This window comes from Halanaerocella petrolearia (assembly GCF_054657875.1).
Map to the genome: position 1 here is coordinate 135,998 of NZ_BAAHXW010000002.1, position 17,035 is coordinate 153,032.

At 34.3% G+C, this 17,035-nt stretch carries 17 protein-coding genes and 1 riboswitch; all 17 genes read right to left on the reverse strand.

Features of this window, described 5'->3' with window-relative positions; translation table 11 throughout:
- Positions 1–4 precede the first annotated feature (4 nt).
- Positions 5–943: a M23 family metallopeptidase gene (locus ACYQ39_RS07920; RefSeq protein WP_459841925.1), complete on the reverse strand. Its 939-nt coding sequence runs from the start codon at positions 941–943 to the stop codon at positions 5–7.
- Between the two features lie 117 nt (positions 944–1,060).
- On the reverse strand, positions 1,061–1,735 hold the full coding sequence (locus ACYQ39_RS07925; protein WP_459841927.1) for a DUF554 domain-containing protein: 675 nt from the start codon (positions 1,733–1,735) through the stop codon (positions 1,061–1,063).
- A gap of 110 nt (positions 1,736–1,845) precedes the next feature.
- A riboswitch (cyclic di-GMP riboswitch) is annotated at positions 1,846–1,938 on the reverse strand.
- A 160-nt stretch (positions 1,939–2,098) separates the two neighbouring features.
- Positions 2,099–3,238, reverse strand: coding sequence for an aminotransferase class V-fold PLP-dependent enzyme (locus ACYQ39_RS07930; protein WP_459841929.1), 1,140 nt, complete (start codon positions 3,236–3,238; stop codon positions 2,099–2,101).
- A gap of 21 nt (positions 3,239–3,259) precedes the next feature.
- Positions 3,260–4,480, reverse strand: a complete 1,221-nt coding sequence (gene hydF / locus ACYQ39_RS07935) for a [FeFe] hydrogenase H-cluster maturation GTPase HydF (protein ID WP_459841931.1) — start codon at positions 4,478–4,480, stop codon at positions 3,260–3,262.
- On the reverse strand, positions 4,458–5,828 hold the full coding sequence (gene hydE / locus ACYQ39_RS07940) for a [FeFe] hydrogenase H-cluster radical SAM maturase HydE (protein ID WP_459841933.1): 1,371 nt from the start codon (positions 5,826–5,828) through the stop codon (positions 4,458–4,460). Before hydE ends, hydF begins: the two co-directional genes overlap by 23 nt.
- 128 nt (positions 5,829–5,956) lie before the next feature.
- Entirely contained in the window at positions 5,957–6,196 is a 240-nt protein-coding gene (locus ACYQ39_RS07945; RefSeq protein WP_459841936.1) for a hypothetical protein, read from the reverse strand.
- On the reverse strand, positions 6,171–7,556 hold the full coding sequence (gene hydG / locus ACYQ39_RS07950) for a [FeFe] hydrogenase H-cluster radical SAM maturase HydG (protein WP_459841938.1): 1,386 nt from the start codon (positions 7,554–7,556) through the stop codon (positions 6,171–6,173). Before hydG ends, ACYQ39_RS07945 begins: the two co-directional genes overlap by 26 nt.
- 602 nt (positions 7,557–8,158) lie before the next feature.
- Positions 8,159–8,320, reverse strand: a complete 162-nt coding sequence (locus ACYQ39_RS07955) for a hypothetical protein (protein ID WP_459841940.1) — start codon at positions 8,318–8,320, stop codon at positions 8,159–8,161.
- Positions 8,321–8,591: 271 nt separating this feature from the next.
- A complete protein-coding gene (gene rsmG / locus ACYQ39_RS07960) occupies positions 8,592–9,314 on the reverse strand; it encodes a 16S rRNA (guanine(527)-N(7))-methyltransferase RsmG (RefSeq protein WP_459841943.1) in 723 nt (240 codons plus the stop codon).
- The gene (gene mnmG / locus ACYQ39_RS07965) at positions 9,298–11,175 is read right to left on the reverse strand and encodes a tRNA uridine-5-carboxymethylaminomethyl(34) synthesis enzyme MnmG (protein ID WP_459841945.1); all 1,878 of its coding nucleotides are present in this window, start codon (positions 11,173–11,175) and stop codon (positions 9,298–9,300) included. Before mnmG (ACYQ39_RS07965) ends, rsmG begins: the two co-directional genes overlap by 17 nt.
- Before the next feature lie 4 nt (positions 11,176–11,179).
- A complete protein-coding gene (gene mnmG, locus ACYQ39_RS07970; protein WP_459841947.1) occupies positions 11,180–13,042 on the reverse strand; it encodes a tRNA uridine-5-carboxymethylaminomethyl(34) synthesis enzyme MnmG in 1,863 nt (620 codons plus the stop codon).
- A 129-nt stretch (positions 13,043–13,171) separates the two neighbouring features.
- On the reverse strand, positions 13,172–14,560 hold the full coding sequence (gene mnmE / locus ACYQ39_RS07975; protein WP_459841949.1) for a tRNA uridine-5-carboxymethylaminomethyl(34) synthesis GTPase MnmE: 1,389 nt from the start codon (positions 14,558–14,560) through the stop codon (positions 13,172–13,174).
- 53 nt (positions 14,561–14,613) lie between these two features.
- Positions 14,614–15,051, reverse strand: a complete 438-nt coding sequence (locus tag ACYQ39_RS07980) for a hypothetical protein (protein WP_459841951.1) — start codon at positions 15,049–15,051, stop codon at positions 14,614–14,616.
- A gap of 99 nt (positions 15,052–15,150) precedes the next feature.
- The gene (gene jag, locus ACYQ39_RS07985; protein WP_459841953.1) at positions 15,151–15,777 is read right to left on the reverse strand and encodes an RNA-binding cell elongation regulator Jag/EloR; all 627 of its coding nucleotides are present in this window, start codon (positions 15,775–15,777) and stop codon (positions 15,151–15,153) included.
- Position 15,778: 1 nt separating this feature from the next.
- Positions 15,779–16,429: a YidC/Oxa1 family membrane protein insertase gene (locus ACYQ39_RS07990; protein WP_459844309.1), complete on the reverse strand. Its 651-nt coding sequence runs from the start codon at positions 16,427–16,429 to the stop codon at positions 15,779–15,781.
- A 22-nt stretch (positions 16,430–16,451) separates the two neighbouring features.
- Positions 16,452–16,673: a membrane protein insertion efficiency factor YidD gene (gene yidD / locus ACYQ39_RS07995; RefSeq protein ID WP_459841956.1), complete on the reverse strand. Its 222-nt coding sequence runs from the start codon at positions 16,671–16,673 to the stop codon at positions 16,452–16,454.
- Between the two features lie 3 nt (positions 16,674–16,676).
- Positions 16,677–17,015 (reverse strand): ribonuclease P protein component, encoded by a 339-nt coding sequence (gene rnpA, locus ACYQ39_RS08000; RefSeq protein WP_459841959.1) that lies wholly within the window; start codon positions 17,013–17,015, stop codon positions 16,677–16,679.
- Between the last annotated feature and the right edge of the window lie 20 nt (positions 17,016–17,035).

Below are 17,035 nucleotides of genomic sequence, written 5' to 3' on the forward strand. Positions count from 1 at the left end.
CCTCCTATTTAATATAATCCATTGGATCAACTGGTCGACGATTAAGTAAAATTTCATAATGAAGATGTGGCCCTGTACTACGACCTGAATTACCTGATAGAGCAATTACATCTCCTCGCTCAACTCTATCTCCAGCCTTGACCAATAATCTTTTATTATGTCCATATAGAGTACGATAGTTGTATCCATGAGCAATTACTACTGCATTTCCATATCCAGATTTCTTCCCAGCAAATATAACTTTTCCCTTTCCTGTAGCAACTACTTTATGGTTATACCAGATTCCAATATCCAATCCATCATGAAAAACACGTTTATTAAGAACTGGATGATGACGATAACCAAAAGCAGAAGTAATTCTTCCTTTATCACCTTTTATTGGCCATCCATGTGGTTTAGAAACTAGATAATCTTTATACTCTACTACTTCTTCTTTAAGCTGAGATACATTCTTCTCCCCTTGTGGTAAGGCCTCTTTTAATAATTGCAAGTTATCTTCAGCTCTTTTAATTGAATTCTGATTTGAATTATAACTTACTGTCCTAACTGAAACAGTTTCAGCTTTAGCTTGGCTATTAAGCTGGTCTTTAAAATCAACTAACTGTCTAATCTTCTGATTTTCCTTTTTTAGCCTATTAAACTCTTGTTTGATCTTTTCAGTTTGTTTCGATAATTTTGCTAGTTTTTGATGTAGATGATTATTACTCTTTCTTAATTCTTTGTTTTTTTCTTTCAAAGGTATATACTGCTTTATTCTCTTTAGAGAAAGATTATATTGTTTATGATAATAATATAATCCCCCTACTAAAGTCAATAATCCTATTAACATGAATGTAAGAGTAACTTTAATAAACTTTTTAGAAAGACGAAGAGTAAATATCCCTTGTGAAGTATGAGGTATAAACTTAAAAGTAATTTCTTCTTTCTGATTATCAGTATTCATTTTCTTCCTCCTTTCCTATATAGTTGATAGTTTACAATTGACAATGTACAAATCTTAAGAAATTTGAAATAAATTTATTTTTTGGTTTTGGCTTAACTCATGGCTCACAGCTCATAACTAAATAATAAATGTTCCTAATATAATACTTACTAAAATAGCTGGTAATAAATTACCTACTTTTATTTCAGTTATCCCTAACATATTAAAAGCAATAGCAACTATCAATAAGCCTCCAGTAGCAGTCATTTCGTTTATCACAGCCTGAGTTAAAATAACTTTTAACCAACTAGCTAACAGAGTAATTGTACCTTGGTAGATGAAAACAGATCCAGCTGATAATATAACCCCTACTCCCAAAGTAGAAGAAAAGGCTATAGCCGAAAAACCATCCAACAATGATTTGGCATATAAAGTAGATGGATCATTCTGTAAACCATCTTGAATTGCTCCCATAATTGACATAGCACCTATACAATAGATTAAACTACACTGAACAAATCCAGCTACAATTCCATCTTGATTATTAAATATCTTCTCTAGCCAGATACCTAACTCTTCTAAACGTTTTTCAATCTTTATCCATTCTCCAATTAATCCTCCAATTACTAAACTAAAAATAATTAAGATTACTTCTTGCCCCTTTAAAGCCATCTGTAATCCAATTAATAAAACTGCTAAACTTAAACCTTGCATTACAATATCCTTTAAAGAATCATTTAGTTTATCTCCTAATGATCTACCTAAGACACCACCAATTATAATCGATATAGTATTTACTACAGTTCCTATCATAATTAACATCATTCCTTGGATTAAATTTTAATAAAAATAGTTTATCTATCAAAAAAACCTATTCCTCTCAAGCTAAAATTAAGGAATAGGGTATATAGACCAATATTCCTTTCGATAGCCTGACAGCCTTAGCATAATGATTATTATGCCGTAGACTCATAGCTTTGCGACCTTATCTTTAAATAAGTGTGCCACTCTCGAGGATTATTTTTAATTACTAATTTTATAATCATTCAAAATATTACCATAATATTTAAACTTTCATTACTCATTACAATAATACTATATAATATCGAAATTTCCTTCCTAAACCAAATATTATTTTTTACTTAATTTCTAAAAAAAGAAGGGCCAAGGCCCTTCCTAAACTTCAGCAGCTATTTCTTTACTAATTTCTATTACTTCCTTTATCTCATCTAGTGTATTAAAATAACCTAAACTAAATCTAACTGTACCACGTTCAAAAGTACCCAAACTTCTATGAGCTAAGGGAGCACAATGTAGACCAGTTCTGACTGCTATATCAAAAGCCTTATCTAAGATATATCCTACTTCTCCTGAATCTTCAGTACCAAAGTTGACTGACAGAAGTGGAGCTTGTTTATCTATATCAGTTGGTCGGTATAAAGTAACTTCTGGTATCTTTTCTAATTCAGTAACTAAATAATCTAATAGTTCTTGCTCATGCTGTCTAATATTATCTAAACCTTCCTCTAGAATGAACTCTACTCCGGCCTTTAAACCAGCTAAGCCAACTGTATTAGGTGTTCCACTCTCATATCTATCTGGTCTAATCCGTGGTTGATAAATATCCTCTGAGTTACTACCAGTACCTCCAAATAATAAAGAATTGAGTTCTATACCATTATTTAAATATAATCCTCCTGTACCTGGCGGGCCAAATAAAGACTTGTGACCAGTAAAAGCTAGCAGATCAATCTTCATCTGTTGCACATCTAGAGGATAGACACCAGCTGTCTGAGCTGCATCGACTAATAGTTTAATATTTTTTTCTTCCAACAACTCTCCTATTTCTGCTATAGGTAATAAAAAACCTGTTACATTAGAAGCATGAGTTACAGCTACTAACTTAGTGTTCTGCCGTAAATTATCTTCAATCTGCTCTATCTCAACCTGACCTGAATTATCTGCTTCAATAATTGTTACTTCTACCTTTGGTTCTAATTCTTTCAATGGCCGTAAGATAGAGTTATGGGCCAAACTAGTCGTTACTACATGATCTCCCTCTTCTAAGTAGCCTTGTAAAGCTAAATTCAAAGCCTCAGTAGCATTCTTAGTCAGAATAATCTCTTGACTACTAGCTGCATTTAAAAATTCAGCCAATAGCCTTCTTGTCTGCCAGACTAATTCACCAGCTTGAGCTGCCATCTTATGTCCAGCCCGACCTGGGTTTGCTGCTTTATGGCGCATAAACTGATCCATTGCTTGATAGACTTCTTCTGGTTTAGGCCAACTTGTAGCTGCATTATCGAGATAAATCACTTATATCATCCCTTTTCTTACTTATTCTTGTTCCCAGATCTCCTTAGCAGTTGGAAAAGGCTCTAACGCCCTGTCTAAAATACCATGGACATGAGCAATCAACATCCCATAATTAACAACTGGAATATCTAAACTGTCAGCCTTCTTTAAGCGATATAAAATCTCTTTTCTATTAGTCATACAACCACCACACTGGACAATCAAATCATATTCTTCAATCTTATCAGGAAATTCTCTCCCAGCTACATGATCAAATTCTAATTCATCACCTACAAAGTCTTCTATCCAGTTAGGTATCTTAACTGTTCCTATATCCTCAGCAGTGCGATGGTGAGTACAAGACTCAGCTACTAAAACTTTATCACCAGAACTCAACCTTTCAATCCCTTTAACACCTTTAGTATAAATCTCTAAGTCACCTTTATACCGAGCAAAAAGAATAGAGAAACCAGTCAACTCAATTTCTTCTGGTACATCAGCAGATACCTCCTTAAAAGCTTGCGAATCAGTTACAACAAGCTCTGGATTAGACTTAAGCTCAGCTAATGCTCCCTTCAGTTCAGTATCCTTAACAACCATTGCTTGAGCATCATTATCTAAAGCATCACGTAAAGTCTGCATCTGTGGCAAAATCAAACGCCCCTTAGGTGCCGCACTATCAATTGGTACCACTAAGACAACTGTATCTTGCGGGTTAATTAAGTCCCCAATAATATGAGGTTCTTCAAACTCTGTTGGAGCATTAAAGACAATCTCTTTCTTTAATTCTTCAATTCCAGTCTCTTGGGTAGCACTAACAGTTAATAACTTAAGACCTAACTCTTTCATTAATCCTTGCTCATCTAGATTATCTACCTGATCTGCTTTATTGATGACTCCTACTACAGGAATCTCTCTATCTTCTACTTCTTCTAATAGATCCTTTTCATAGTCAGCAACTCCTTGTTCAGGGTCAACTACTAAAACTGCCAAATCAGTCCGACTTAAGACTTCTTTAGTCTTCTTAACCCGTAATTCACCTAATTCTCCAGTATCATCAATTCCAGCTGTATCGATCATTGTTACTGGCCCTAAAGGATGCAATTCCATCGACTTATAAACAGGATCAGTAGTAGTTCCTGCTACATCAGAAACAACAGCTAATTCTTGATTAGTCAAGGCATTAACCAGACTTGATTTCCCAGCATTTCTCCGACCTAAAATAGCAATATGAACTCTATTAGCCTGTGGTGTTTTCTGCATCTATCTCACTCCTATCTATTCGATTAAGTTGATCTAAATTAATATATGGTGGTATCTTCCGATCAGCCTCTAAGATTGACTGAACAGCAAAGTCTAAATCCACCATATTCTTGTTACTATAAATCTGATAGTTCTCCTGTAATGCTGGGGGAGTCATAATCAACATGATTACATTGGCCCCAGCTTTCAATCCTTCTGTCTGTCCATCTTCAGTCAAAGAGGCTAAAGCAGTAGTAGAAGGAATAAATACATTCTGACATACCAGGCGCATAACTGCTACTACTTTCAGTGATAGTAAAAAATCTCCTGGAGAATGATCTTGATATGGTGTTCCATCAGCTGGTAAGAAAGGGCCAACTCCAATCATATGAATCCCATACTTCTTCTGGAATAGAATATCTTCAGCCAAGTTAACTATAGTCTGATTAGGAAGACCAATCATTCCACCTGAACCAGTAATGTAACCTAGCTCCTTCAGCCATTTGGTATGTTGTCTTCTTATCTTATAATCATCATCAGGATTAATCTGATCAAATAGACAACGGTTAGCAGATTCTATCTTTAGTAAGTAGTTGTTGGCCCCAGCCTCTCTAAAGGTTTTATACTCTTCGAAAGATCGCTCACCTAAACTAAGAGTAATATTCATTCCAAACTCATCTTTAATGCGCCGAACTATACTCACAATCTTATCAGTAGTATACCAAGGGTCTTCACCAGACTGGAGAATAACCGTCTGAATTCCCAATTCATTTATTTCAGCTACTCCCTCTAAAATTTCATCTTCAGTCATCCGATAACGTTCTACCTCATTATCACGGCGTAGACCACAATAGTTGCAGTTTTTAGTACAATAGTTAGAAAACTCAATTGCCGCTCGAATATCAACCATATCACTTACCATTTCTCGTCTCATTCTATTAGCAGACTCAAATAAAGCTTTTAGCTCACCATCACTTTCGGCTTCTAAAAGAGTTATTACCTCTGATTTAGATAATACTTCATCTTGGGCTACCTTACTTAAAACATCTTTGAATTCATCTCTTAAATCAAGCTCTAATAAATCTTGCCATTCTTCTCTTCTATCTCTCTTCTCAATTGGATAAATATCTTCCCATTCAATTTCAGTAACTTGATTGAGTATCTGTTCTACTTTATGTTCCTGACTTCTACTGAAACGAATAGCTGTGGTACAAGCTGAACCAATCCCCTGTGGCGTAGGAACTAATTCAGTTTCAATGCCACCTTCTTTTAATTGCTGATTAGCTTCTAACATATGATGCGTAGACGTACATACTAGAACTGACTGCTTATTACTTTCTTCATCTAAAAACTTATCACGTAAAGCCATTTTGCCACCTGCTTTCGAAATAGTCGTGAGCTATGAGTTATGAGCCAATTTAAAATCAAAACCCCAGAATTAGAGTTTGATTGTAGAGGTTTTGAAATAGCTAACAGCTAATAACTCATAGCTTAAACTCAATCTAAATACTGCTCAAATAAATCTGTTAACTGTTCATTAATCTCTTCAATATTCTGTCCTAATAATACATAATCTGAACTCTCTGCTATTGTCTGCGGAGTAGTAAACTGTTCTTCTCCTATCTTAAAAATATGGTCTACTCGTTTACCATACTTCTTAGCTAACCAGACCTTCATCTCAGCTTTATTTATTATATTACTTATATCTGTTTTAAAAGTATAAATCTCGTTCTCCATCTTCAACCCGCCTTAATTTAGTCTCTAATTCCTCTTTAATATCCTGATTATCTACTTCAGTCATCTTATTAGCTATCAGATCTTCACCATCTTTTTTAGTCTCTTCAGTTGCATAGTCCTCTAAATATTCTTTAAAAGTTAATATAGCATTAGGAGTACAATAGCGCTTAATAAATCCTGGAATAGCAAATTCCATGAAGTGTTCTCCAGTTCGACCTAGCCGATAACAAGCAGTACAAAATGATGGTAATTTACCATTACCAACCTGCTCATGAATTACTTCTTCTAAAGAACGTGTATCACCAATTTTAAACTGTTCTCGATTTAAATCCTGTTCTTCATCCTTTTCAGTATAACCATTCATCTCAATTCTAGTTCCTGCATCAATCTGAGAAACACCTAGTTCAATTACCTCCCGTCTAATTTCAGCTTCTTCTCTAGCTGTTAAAATTAATCCAGTATAAGGCACTGCTAAACGTAAGATAGCTACCAATTTCTTAAACTCATCATCATCAACTAAATAATCCTCATTTACATTCATATTAGTAGCTTCCTTTAATCGAGGGAAAGAAATAGTATGCGGGCCAACTCCATATCTCTTTTCTAGATGAATTGTATGCTCTAATAGGCCTAGTACTTCGTATTTCCAGTCATATAACCCAAACAGGGCACCAATACCTACATCATCAATTCCAGCCTCCATAGCTCTATCTAAACCTGTCAGACGCCATTCAAAATCAGACTTTGGCCCAGAAGGGTGGACTTGCTGATAAGTATCATGGTGATATGTCTCTTGGAAAATCTGATAAGTACCAATTCCTACTTCCTTTAACTTTTTATATCCTTCAACATCAAGTGGAGCAGCATTAATATTAACTCGTCTAATTTCACCTTTATCCTTCTTAGTATCATATACTGTCTCAACAGTATCAGCAATAAAGTCTGCATCATAATCAGGATGCTCTCCATAAACTAAAATAGATCGCTTTTGGCCTCTAGATTCTAATGCCTTAATTTGATTTCTCAAATCATTCATAGACAAAGTACAACGATCAACTTCATCATTAGAGGATTTGAATCCACAATACTTACAGTTATTAATACACTTATTACCTACATATAAAGGGGCAAAAAGTACAATCCGATCTCCATACACTTTATCTTTCAATTTTTTAGCCCCGGCAAAGACCTTTTCAACTAACTCAGGTTTCTCAGTCTGAAGCAAAATAGCAGTCTCTTCTAAATTCAATCGTTTCTTATCCAATGACTTATTAATAATTCGATCTATCTCTTCTTCTGTCGGTTCTACCTCTGCTAAAATCCGCTCCAACTTTTCATCTTCTATAAAATTCTGACTCATACTATCACCTCACGTTTTTTTAATTGACGATTGACAATGGACAATTTACAATTAATGAAATAATATTGATATAAAGTGGTACTTTCGTGCCACAGCTATCTGTCATCTGCTATCTGCTATGAGCTAAATCAAATTCAAACCATAACAGATATCAACCCCTTAAATATCTTCTGTGCAAAAAACAAAAAAGACTTACCCCGAGGATAAGTCATAGTCTATTACACCTAAATCTTATACCTCTGGATGATCAGGTCCCCCCTTTCATTAAGAGATGCTCTTAGTATCTTCCCCCTCTAAAGTAGGATTTCTCCCTCTTTATTAGGCTAGTTAATACTAAGTGAATTATTTAACTTTCAACTTTATTATATCCCACTCTGTAACTAGTTGCAAATGGCATAACTTCCGAACTATTCCGAATTAATCATTAATTTAACTGACTAAGTATATTATTATCTATTTTATCTCGGTATTGATCCGAAAAAATCGAATCTAACAGATTATCGATATAATCCAACTTAACTACTACATCATATGTAACTATAACTTACTTTATATTGAAAAATTATTCTATGATTGCAAAAAAACAAAAGCACATAATGTGCTTAATCAGTAATCTCAAATTCAGTTATAGCAACTAACTCCTGATCAAGATAGAGATAAATATGATAATTCCCTACTTGATCAGGGACAAATAGTTGCGTCTTACTTTGCTTAGAAAAACTGATATAATCTCTAACTATATTTTTTTTATAATCATCTATCACTAATAGATTAATCAGCTTATCCTGAGCATCAAACCATTTAACTGTTACATCATGTTTTTTATCATCATCAAGCCAAGTTACATAATACTGTACTCCGTCATCTTGACTTAAACTAAAACTTTGCTTAACAGTAATAGGCCTTCCTTGTTGATTTAACCCTTCAGTAGTTAGTATAGTTCCTACTTTAACTTGAGCTTGAACTAGAGGACAATTTAATAGTAAAATTAGAAGTACTAGAATGAATTTTTTCAGTCTAGGCCCCTCCTATATCCTATAAAGGATTTTTCTTTGGTTGCCCTGCACTCCTAGGATAATCTGCTGGGGTATTAGTTATTTTATCTACTACTACTAATCTACGTTCAGCTTGACTAAATGGTAAATCAAGTTTCTTCACATAATCTACTTGACCACCTAATTCTTTAATTACTTTCTTACTACCTGCTACTTCATCATTAGATTCAGGACCTTTTTGAGCAATAAATTGTCCTCCCACCTTAACAAAAGGTACTACATATTCAGATAGAATATTTAAACTAGCCACTGCTCGAGCCAAGGCATAATCATAGGCTTCCCGATAACTATTATCTTGACCATAATCTTCAGCTCGACCATGAATAAACTCTACATTAGATAACTCTAATTTATAGCAAAGTCGACGTAAGAAACTGATTCGTTTCTTAGAAGAGTCTAATAGAGTCAATTCCAATTCAGGATAAATAATTTTAATAGGAATACTAGGAAATCCAGCTCCTGTTCCTACATCAATTATTTTTTCTCCTCCAACAAAATTTATTCCCTGCAAGCAGGATAAAGAATCAAGGAAATGTTTAACAACTATCTCTTCCGGTTTATCTAAAGCCGTTAGATTGATCTTTTTATTCCACTTCCGCAATAAATCCATATAATCTAAAAACTGATCTATCTGCTTTTCCTCTAAATCAATATCGAGTTTCTTCGCCCCTATAATTAACTTATCTTTACTCATCTTTATCACCTATTTTTTCTAAATAAACTGTTAAAACAGAAATATCAGCTGGAGAAACTCCAGAAATTCTAGAAGCCTGACCTAGAGAAACAGGTCTAATCTTATTCAATTTCTCTTTAGCTTCTAATCTCAAGCCTTCAATTTTATCATAATTTAAATTTTCTGGGATTTTAGTATCCTCAAGCTCCTGCTGACGTCTAACCTGTTTTTTCTGTCTTTCAATATATCCTTCATATTTCAGTTGAATCTCTACCTCTTCTTGGATATCAGCTGGTAATTCAGGTCTCTCAGGATCAATAGCTGCTAAAGAATCGTAATCTAACTCAGGCCTTCTTAATAAGTGGCCTAAATTATCTTTAGTCTTTACTTTTGCACTACCTAAACTAGCTAGATATTCTTGAGCTGCTTCATCTGATGAATAAACCTCAACATTTCTTAATCTCTTCTTCTCTCTTTCAATTGCCCCTTTTTTCTCTTGAAACTGATTATATCTATCATCAGAAATCAAACCTAACTCATAACCTAGAGGAGTTAATCGCAAATCAGCATTATCTTGGCGTAAAATCAAACGATATTCAGCCCGTGAAGTCAACATACGATAAGGCTCATCAGTACCTTGCGTTACTAAATCATCAATCAAGACACCCATATAAGCCTCAGACCTCTGTAAGATCAATGAATCTTTACCTTGTAAATCTAAAGCAACATTAATTCCTGCCATAATTCCTTGAGCTCCTGCTTCTTCATAGCCACTAGTTCCATTGATCTGCCCAGCAGTATATAAATTACTAACTAACTTTGTCTCTAGAGTAGGACGTAATAGAGTTGGATCAATACAATCATACTCAATAGCATATGCTGGCCTCATAATCTCGGCATCTTCAAAACCAGGCAAAGTATGTAACATCTCTACTTGGACGTCTTCAGGTAGACTAGTAGAGAAACCAGCTAAGTACATCTCATAGATATATTCTCCTTCAGGCTCTAAATAGAGCTTATGACCACCTTTATCAGGAAATCTCTGCACCTTTGTCTCCAAAGAAGGACAGTACCTTGGCTCCTCCCCTTCTAGTAGACCAGCACACATAGGAGAGCGATCAAAATTATCTTTAATTACTCTATGAGTCTCTTCATTAGTTCTTAACTGCCAACAGTCTTGCTGTGATAGATCATTCTTAATGCTCTGATTAATAAAAGAAAAGGCTACAGGCTCTTCTAAACCAGACTGTACTGTCAATTGATCAAAGTTAATAGTTCGCTTATCAACTCGAGGTGGAGTACCTGTCTTAAATCTTCTTAATTCAAAGCCTAACTCTTCTAGATTAGTTGAAAGAGCATTTGCTGGAAATTGATGATGCGGGCCAGAATTAAAACTAGTTTGACCAACAATTATCTCACTCTGTAAGAAAGTACCTGTCGTTAAAATTACCTTCTTTGACTTAAAAGTCATACCACTCTTAATCTTAACACCTTGAATAGTATTATCATCAATTATTAGTTCTTCTACTAAACCTTGACGCAAATCAAGATTTTCTTCCTTTTCTAATACCTTCTTCATCTCTAAATGATAAGTCATTTTATCAGCCTGAGCTCTTAATGCTTGTACAGCTGGCCCTTTACCTGTATTTAATTTACGAATATGAATACAGGACCGATCAATATTCTTAGCCATCTCTCCACCTAAAGCATCTATCTCCCGTACAATATTAGTCTTAGCAGGACCACCGATGGCTGGATTACAAGGCATTAAAGCAACATTATCCAAATCAATAGTAACTGCTAAAGTCTGACAGCCCATTCTAGCACTAGCTAAGGCTGCTTCACAACCTGCATGTCCTGTACCAACTACAATAACATCATATTCTCGCAATTAGTTAGCTCCTTTCTAATTGCTCCAAATGAATCATTAAAGCTGAAATATCGGCTGGAGAAACACCTGAAATCCTTGATGCCTGTCCTAAAGAAACTGGTTTAATTCTATTTAATTTCTCTCTAGCTTCTATTCTTAAATTATCAAACTCAGTATAGTCAATATCTTGAGGTAACTTCTTCTCTTCCATCTCTTTAAACTTCTCTACCTGTTTTAACTGTTTTTCAATATATCCTCTATATTTAACTTTAATCTCAACCTGCTCTTCTATCTCTGAGCCAACTTCTGGTACATCATCAACTACCCTACTTAAATCGTCATAATCAACTTCAGGACGCTGTAGAATAGTAGCTAGACTAACTGGTTTCTTCAAACCACCACTACCTAGCTCTTTAAGTACCTTTCTTACTTCTTTAGTCGGTGTAACTCTAGTATCATCAAGCATCTCTAAAGTAGATTCAATCTCTTCTTCTTTTCTCTTAACTTGTTGATAATTATCTTCAGCTAATAAACCAATATCATATCCTATCTTACTTAATCTTAAGTCAGCATTATCATGGCGTAATAATAATCGGTATTCAGCTCGTGAAGTCAACATTCGATATGGTTCACTAGTACCTTTAGTTACTAAATCATCAATCAAGACCCCAATATAGGAATCAGATCTCTTTAAAATTAAAGGATCTTCGTCTTTTAAAGATAATACAGCATTGATTCCAGCCATTAAACCTTGAGCTCCTGCTTCTTCATAGCCACTAGTTCCATTGATCTGCCCAGCAGTATATAGATCAGTTACTACCTTATTCTCCATTGTTGGCTGTAGCTGATGAGGTGGAATATAATCATATTCTACAGCATAGCCTGGCCGTACAATTTCTGCCTCTTCTAAACCAGGTACACTCTGAATAATATCCTGTTGAAACTCTTCAGGCATACTAGTAGTTAGTCCATTTAAATATAATTCATTAGTATCTTCACCCTCTGGCTCAACAAAGACTTGATGGCTTGCTTTATCAGGAAAACGCATTATCTTTCGGTCAATAGATGGACAATACCTTGGCCCTTCTCCTTCTACTATTCCAGTAGATAGAGGCGACTCTTCAATATTATCTCTAATTACTTCTTTAGTCTTATCATTAGTTCGAGTCAACCAACAAGGTATCTGTTCTTTCTCCTCACGTTCTGCAAAGAAGGAGAACTGTAACTTTTCTTCTGCTCCTTCATGAACCCTCATCTTAGAAAAATCAACTGTATCCTTATCAACTCGTGGTGGAGTAGCTGTCTGGAATCGATCAAGTTCAATACCTGACTCTGTCAGACTATCTGCTAACTTAACAGCAGCAAACTCACCTTGTCGCCCTCCAGTATACTTTACATCACCAATAATCACTTTACCATTTAAAGAAGTTCCAGTAGTTAAAACTACCTTTCCTCCCTTATAACTAACTCCAGTAATTGTCTTAATTCCTACAGCTTTACCTTCTTCAATAATTATATCTGTTACTACTGTCTGCTTTAAATCTAGATTATCCTGTTTCTGTAATGTCTTGGTCATTTCAACTTGGTAATAATGCTTATCAGCTTGAGCTCTTAAAGCATGAACTGCTGGCCCTTTAGAAGTATTTAATAATTGCATATTAAGATAAGACTTATCAATGTTCTTACCCATCTCTCCACCTAAAGCATCTATCTCCCGTACAATATTCCCTTTAGCAGGGCCACCAATAGATGGATTACAAGGCATTAAAGCCACATGATCAACATTTAAAGTCAATAATAAAGTACTACAACCCATTCTAGCACTAGCTAAGGCTGCCTCACAACCTGCATGTCCAGCACCTATCACTATAATATCATAATCTTTCATTCTCATCCTCCTTATAAAACTAATTGACAATTGATAATGAACAATTTAAAATCAAATCACATAATCCCCTTATTTATTTATAAAGAGTTTAAGGAATCTAACTGTCAATTGTCAATTATAAATTATATTCTACTTCCCTAAACAGAAATCAGCAAATATTTGATCAATAATATCTTCTCCAATAGTATCTCCAGTAATCTCTCCTATAGCTTCTAAAGCTCCTCTTAGATCAATAGTCAAGAAATCATTAGGTAATCCTTGTTCAAAGGTCTCTTTTACATCTAACAGACCAGTCTTGGCCCTTTTTAAAGCATTCTTATGTCTCATATTGGTAATTAAAGTCTGGTCTTCAGCTTGTACTTCACCTGCCAAAACTAAATCAGAAATTACCTCTTCTAACTTATCAATTCCCTGATTATCAATAGCAGCTGTTTTAACAATCGGTTTATTAGGTACTAATTCCTCTAACTCTTCTAAATCAAACCCACTATCTAAATCAAGCTTATTAGCAATTACTACTGCATCTCTATCTTCAATTGCTGCTATTAAATTACGATCCTCTTGGGAGATACCACGACTTATATCTAAAACCAATAGAACTAAATCGGCCTTTTCTAAAAATTCTTCTGATTTTTCTATTCCTATTCTTTCTACTTGATCTTCAGCCTCTCTAATCCCTGCTGTATCAATAATTCTAACAGGAATCCCATCAATATTGATTACCTCTTCAATTACATCACGAGTAGTTCCTGGGACTTCAGTAACTATAGCCCTCTTCTCTCTAACTAAAGCATTTAACAAGCTAGATTTTCCAACATTAGGCCGTCCAACAATTGTTGCAGCAATTCCTTCTTTAAGTATCTTTCCCCTCTCACTAGTCTGCAATAACTGATCAACTTTATCTATAGCTCCATTAATCCTACTTTCTAATTCATCTGATTCAAAATCTTCTATCTCATCTTCAGGAAAGTCAATTGTTGCTTCTAAATGGGCCAACAAAGCAACTAAATCCTGTCTAATATCATTGACTTTATCAGATAAACCACCTTCTAGCTGTTGTAAAGCTACTTCCATATTTGCTTCTGTTTTAGAACGAATCAAATCAATTACTGCCTCAGCCTGGGCCAAATCAACTCGTCCATTTAAAAAGGCTCGCTTAGTAAACTCACCAGGATCAGCCAATCTAGCCCCCTGTCTTAAGACCAAATCCAAAATTTTCTTCAAAATTACTGGTCCACCATGGCAATCTATCTCTACTATATCCTCAGTTGTATAAGTCTTAGGTGCCTTCATAACTAAAGATATTACTTCATCAACTATTCCTTCAGTTTTAGGATCAATAATATGGCCATAATGAGCCGTATAACTATCTACCTCAGTTAAGCTTTTATCTCCTTTAATACTCTTAAATACAGCATCTGCTATTTCAATTGCTTCAGGACCACTGATTCTAACAATTCCGATTCCACCTTCACTAATAGCAGTAGAAATAGCAGCTATTGTATCAGCTGGATACAATAAAAACACCTCCTAATATCTAAAATACCCTATTACTAAACTTTTAATTAATTTTACTGATTCTCATCTATTTTTATAATATTGGTCAAGCTAACTATGTACCACTGATTGTCTATTAAAGTCAGTTCTATTGTAGAATTTATATTATCATAAATAACAAGAGAACCCTGTTCATGATACTTCAATTCAGCTACTAAGTCTGACTTATAAATAGCAGATCCTTGAGTAAAATCAATATTAACACTATGTGGATTCATTTTAAAGTAGTTTCTTTTCTTCCATAACGAAACTGCATGTTCTAAATACTCTTTTTTAGTATATTCTTTATTCTCTTGGTGAATTAATTCTCCATTTTTATATAATTTCTCGTGATCATAGAAAATATTGGGGGTTAATACTGATTTAAGTTTATCTCTGTCTGCCTCTATCCAGCCTTCACACCATATATCAACTACCTTCTTTATCTTAACTTTTGTGTCATTACAACTCATTAATCATTTTATCCTCCTAATTATAATTTAACAAAACAAGAGAATATAGTTAATCTATAAATTAAACAAACCCAGTACTTTTAAATACTGGGCGAAATATTAATCAACTGTAATAACTACTCTTCGATTAGGATCTTGGCCCTTACTATAAGTGGATATACCAGATTTATTCTGTAAAGTAGTATGAATAATCTTTCTCTCATGAGCCGGCATAGGATCTAAACTGACCTGTCCTCTTTTTTGCTTAGCCTTCTTAGCTAACTTTAAAGCCAATTGTTCTAAAGTCTGCTTTCTTCTTTCTCTATAACCTTCAGCATCTAATAGAACATGTAAATAATCTTCTTCTCCTTTATTAACTGCTAGATTAACTAAATATTGCAAAGAATCTAAGGTTTTCCCACGGTGACCAATAATAATTCCTAAATCATCACCTGATATATTAAAGACTATTTCATTATCACTAACTCTATTTTCAACTAGTTCAGCTTCAAAGCCTAAATTCATCTTATCTAATAAATTTTCTAAAAAGACCAATGCTTTTTCCACTTTAGACTTTTCTGTACTGACCTCCAATTTGGCAATCTGCTTACCAAAAATACCTAAAAAGCCAGATTTAGGTTCTTCTAAAACCTCGTAATCTACCTTATTTTCAGCAGTATCTAGCTTTTTTACTCCTTTATTAAGGGCCTCTTCAATAGTCTCACCAGTCACAATGACCCTTTGCATCTTAACTAGATTCCTCCTTTAACTCTAACTCACTAGGTTCATTATATAAAAAATATTGTTGAACTGTCATTACTAAGTTAGAAGTAAACCAGTATAATAGTACTCCTGACGGTAGACTATATCCAATAAAGACAATAAACAGTGGCATAAATAGAGCCATTTTATTGCCACTACCATTCCCAGAAAATTTCTGAGTCAATAGACTTTGTCCTAACATAGCTAAACCTGTTAAAATTACTAAAGGTAAAAAAGGCTTACTCAAATCAGGAACTACCCAAAATGGTTGTCCTACCATCTCTTCCCAACCCCTTAATCCTCTAAATAATCCAATCAAAATAGGCATTTGTACTAATAGAGGAAAACAACCAGCAGCTGGATTAACCTTATGTTTTTGATACAAATTCATTGTCTCTTGTTGTAACTTTTCTTGGTCATCATCATACTTTTCCTTCAGTTCTTCCATCTTAGGTTGTAACTTTTGCATCTTCTTCATAGATCGAGTCTGTTTAGCTACTAAAGGAAATAACACCATTCTAACTGCTAAAGTTAAAAAGACAATAGCTAAACCATAACTACCTGTAAAACCATAAAACCAAGCTAGTAGATTCTGCATAATATCTCCTAGCCAACCAAATACACCAAGTGATAACATTTCTAACAAAAATAAAACCTCCTTAATCTACTGGATCATATCCTCCTGAATGAAAAGGGTGACATTTAATAATTCTTTTACAAGATAACCAAATCCCTTTAAATAAACCATATTTCTGTAAAGCTTGAATAGCATAAGTCGAACAAGTTGGATGAAAACGACAAGTGCTCCTAACTTTCAGTGGAGAAATGAACCTTTGATAAAAATTTATAACTTTAATTATAAGATTAACAATCAAATTCATAAATTACTCCTCCACTATGTTAGCTTTATGACATAATTTATTAAAAGAAGTTTCAATCTGATGATAAGTGGCATTTACAATTGGTTTACGAGCAATTAAAACAATATCTAATCCCGTAGCTAACTTATCTTTATTATGTCTATAAACTTCTCTAAAGAGACGCTTAACTCTATTTCGAGTAACAGCTTTACCTATCTTCTTACTAACTGAATATCCTACTCTTCTTTTGGGTTCATTATTTTCTAAATGATAAAGTACTAATGAGTGATCAGCTAATGATTCACCATGGTTATAAACCCTTTTGAATTGATAAGTTTTTCTTAACTTACCATCAATTGTCATAAACAATCCTCCTTAAAGGC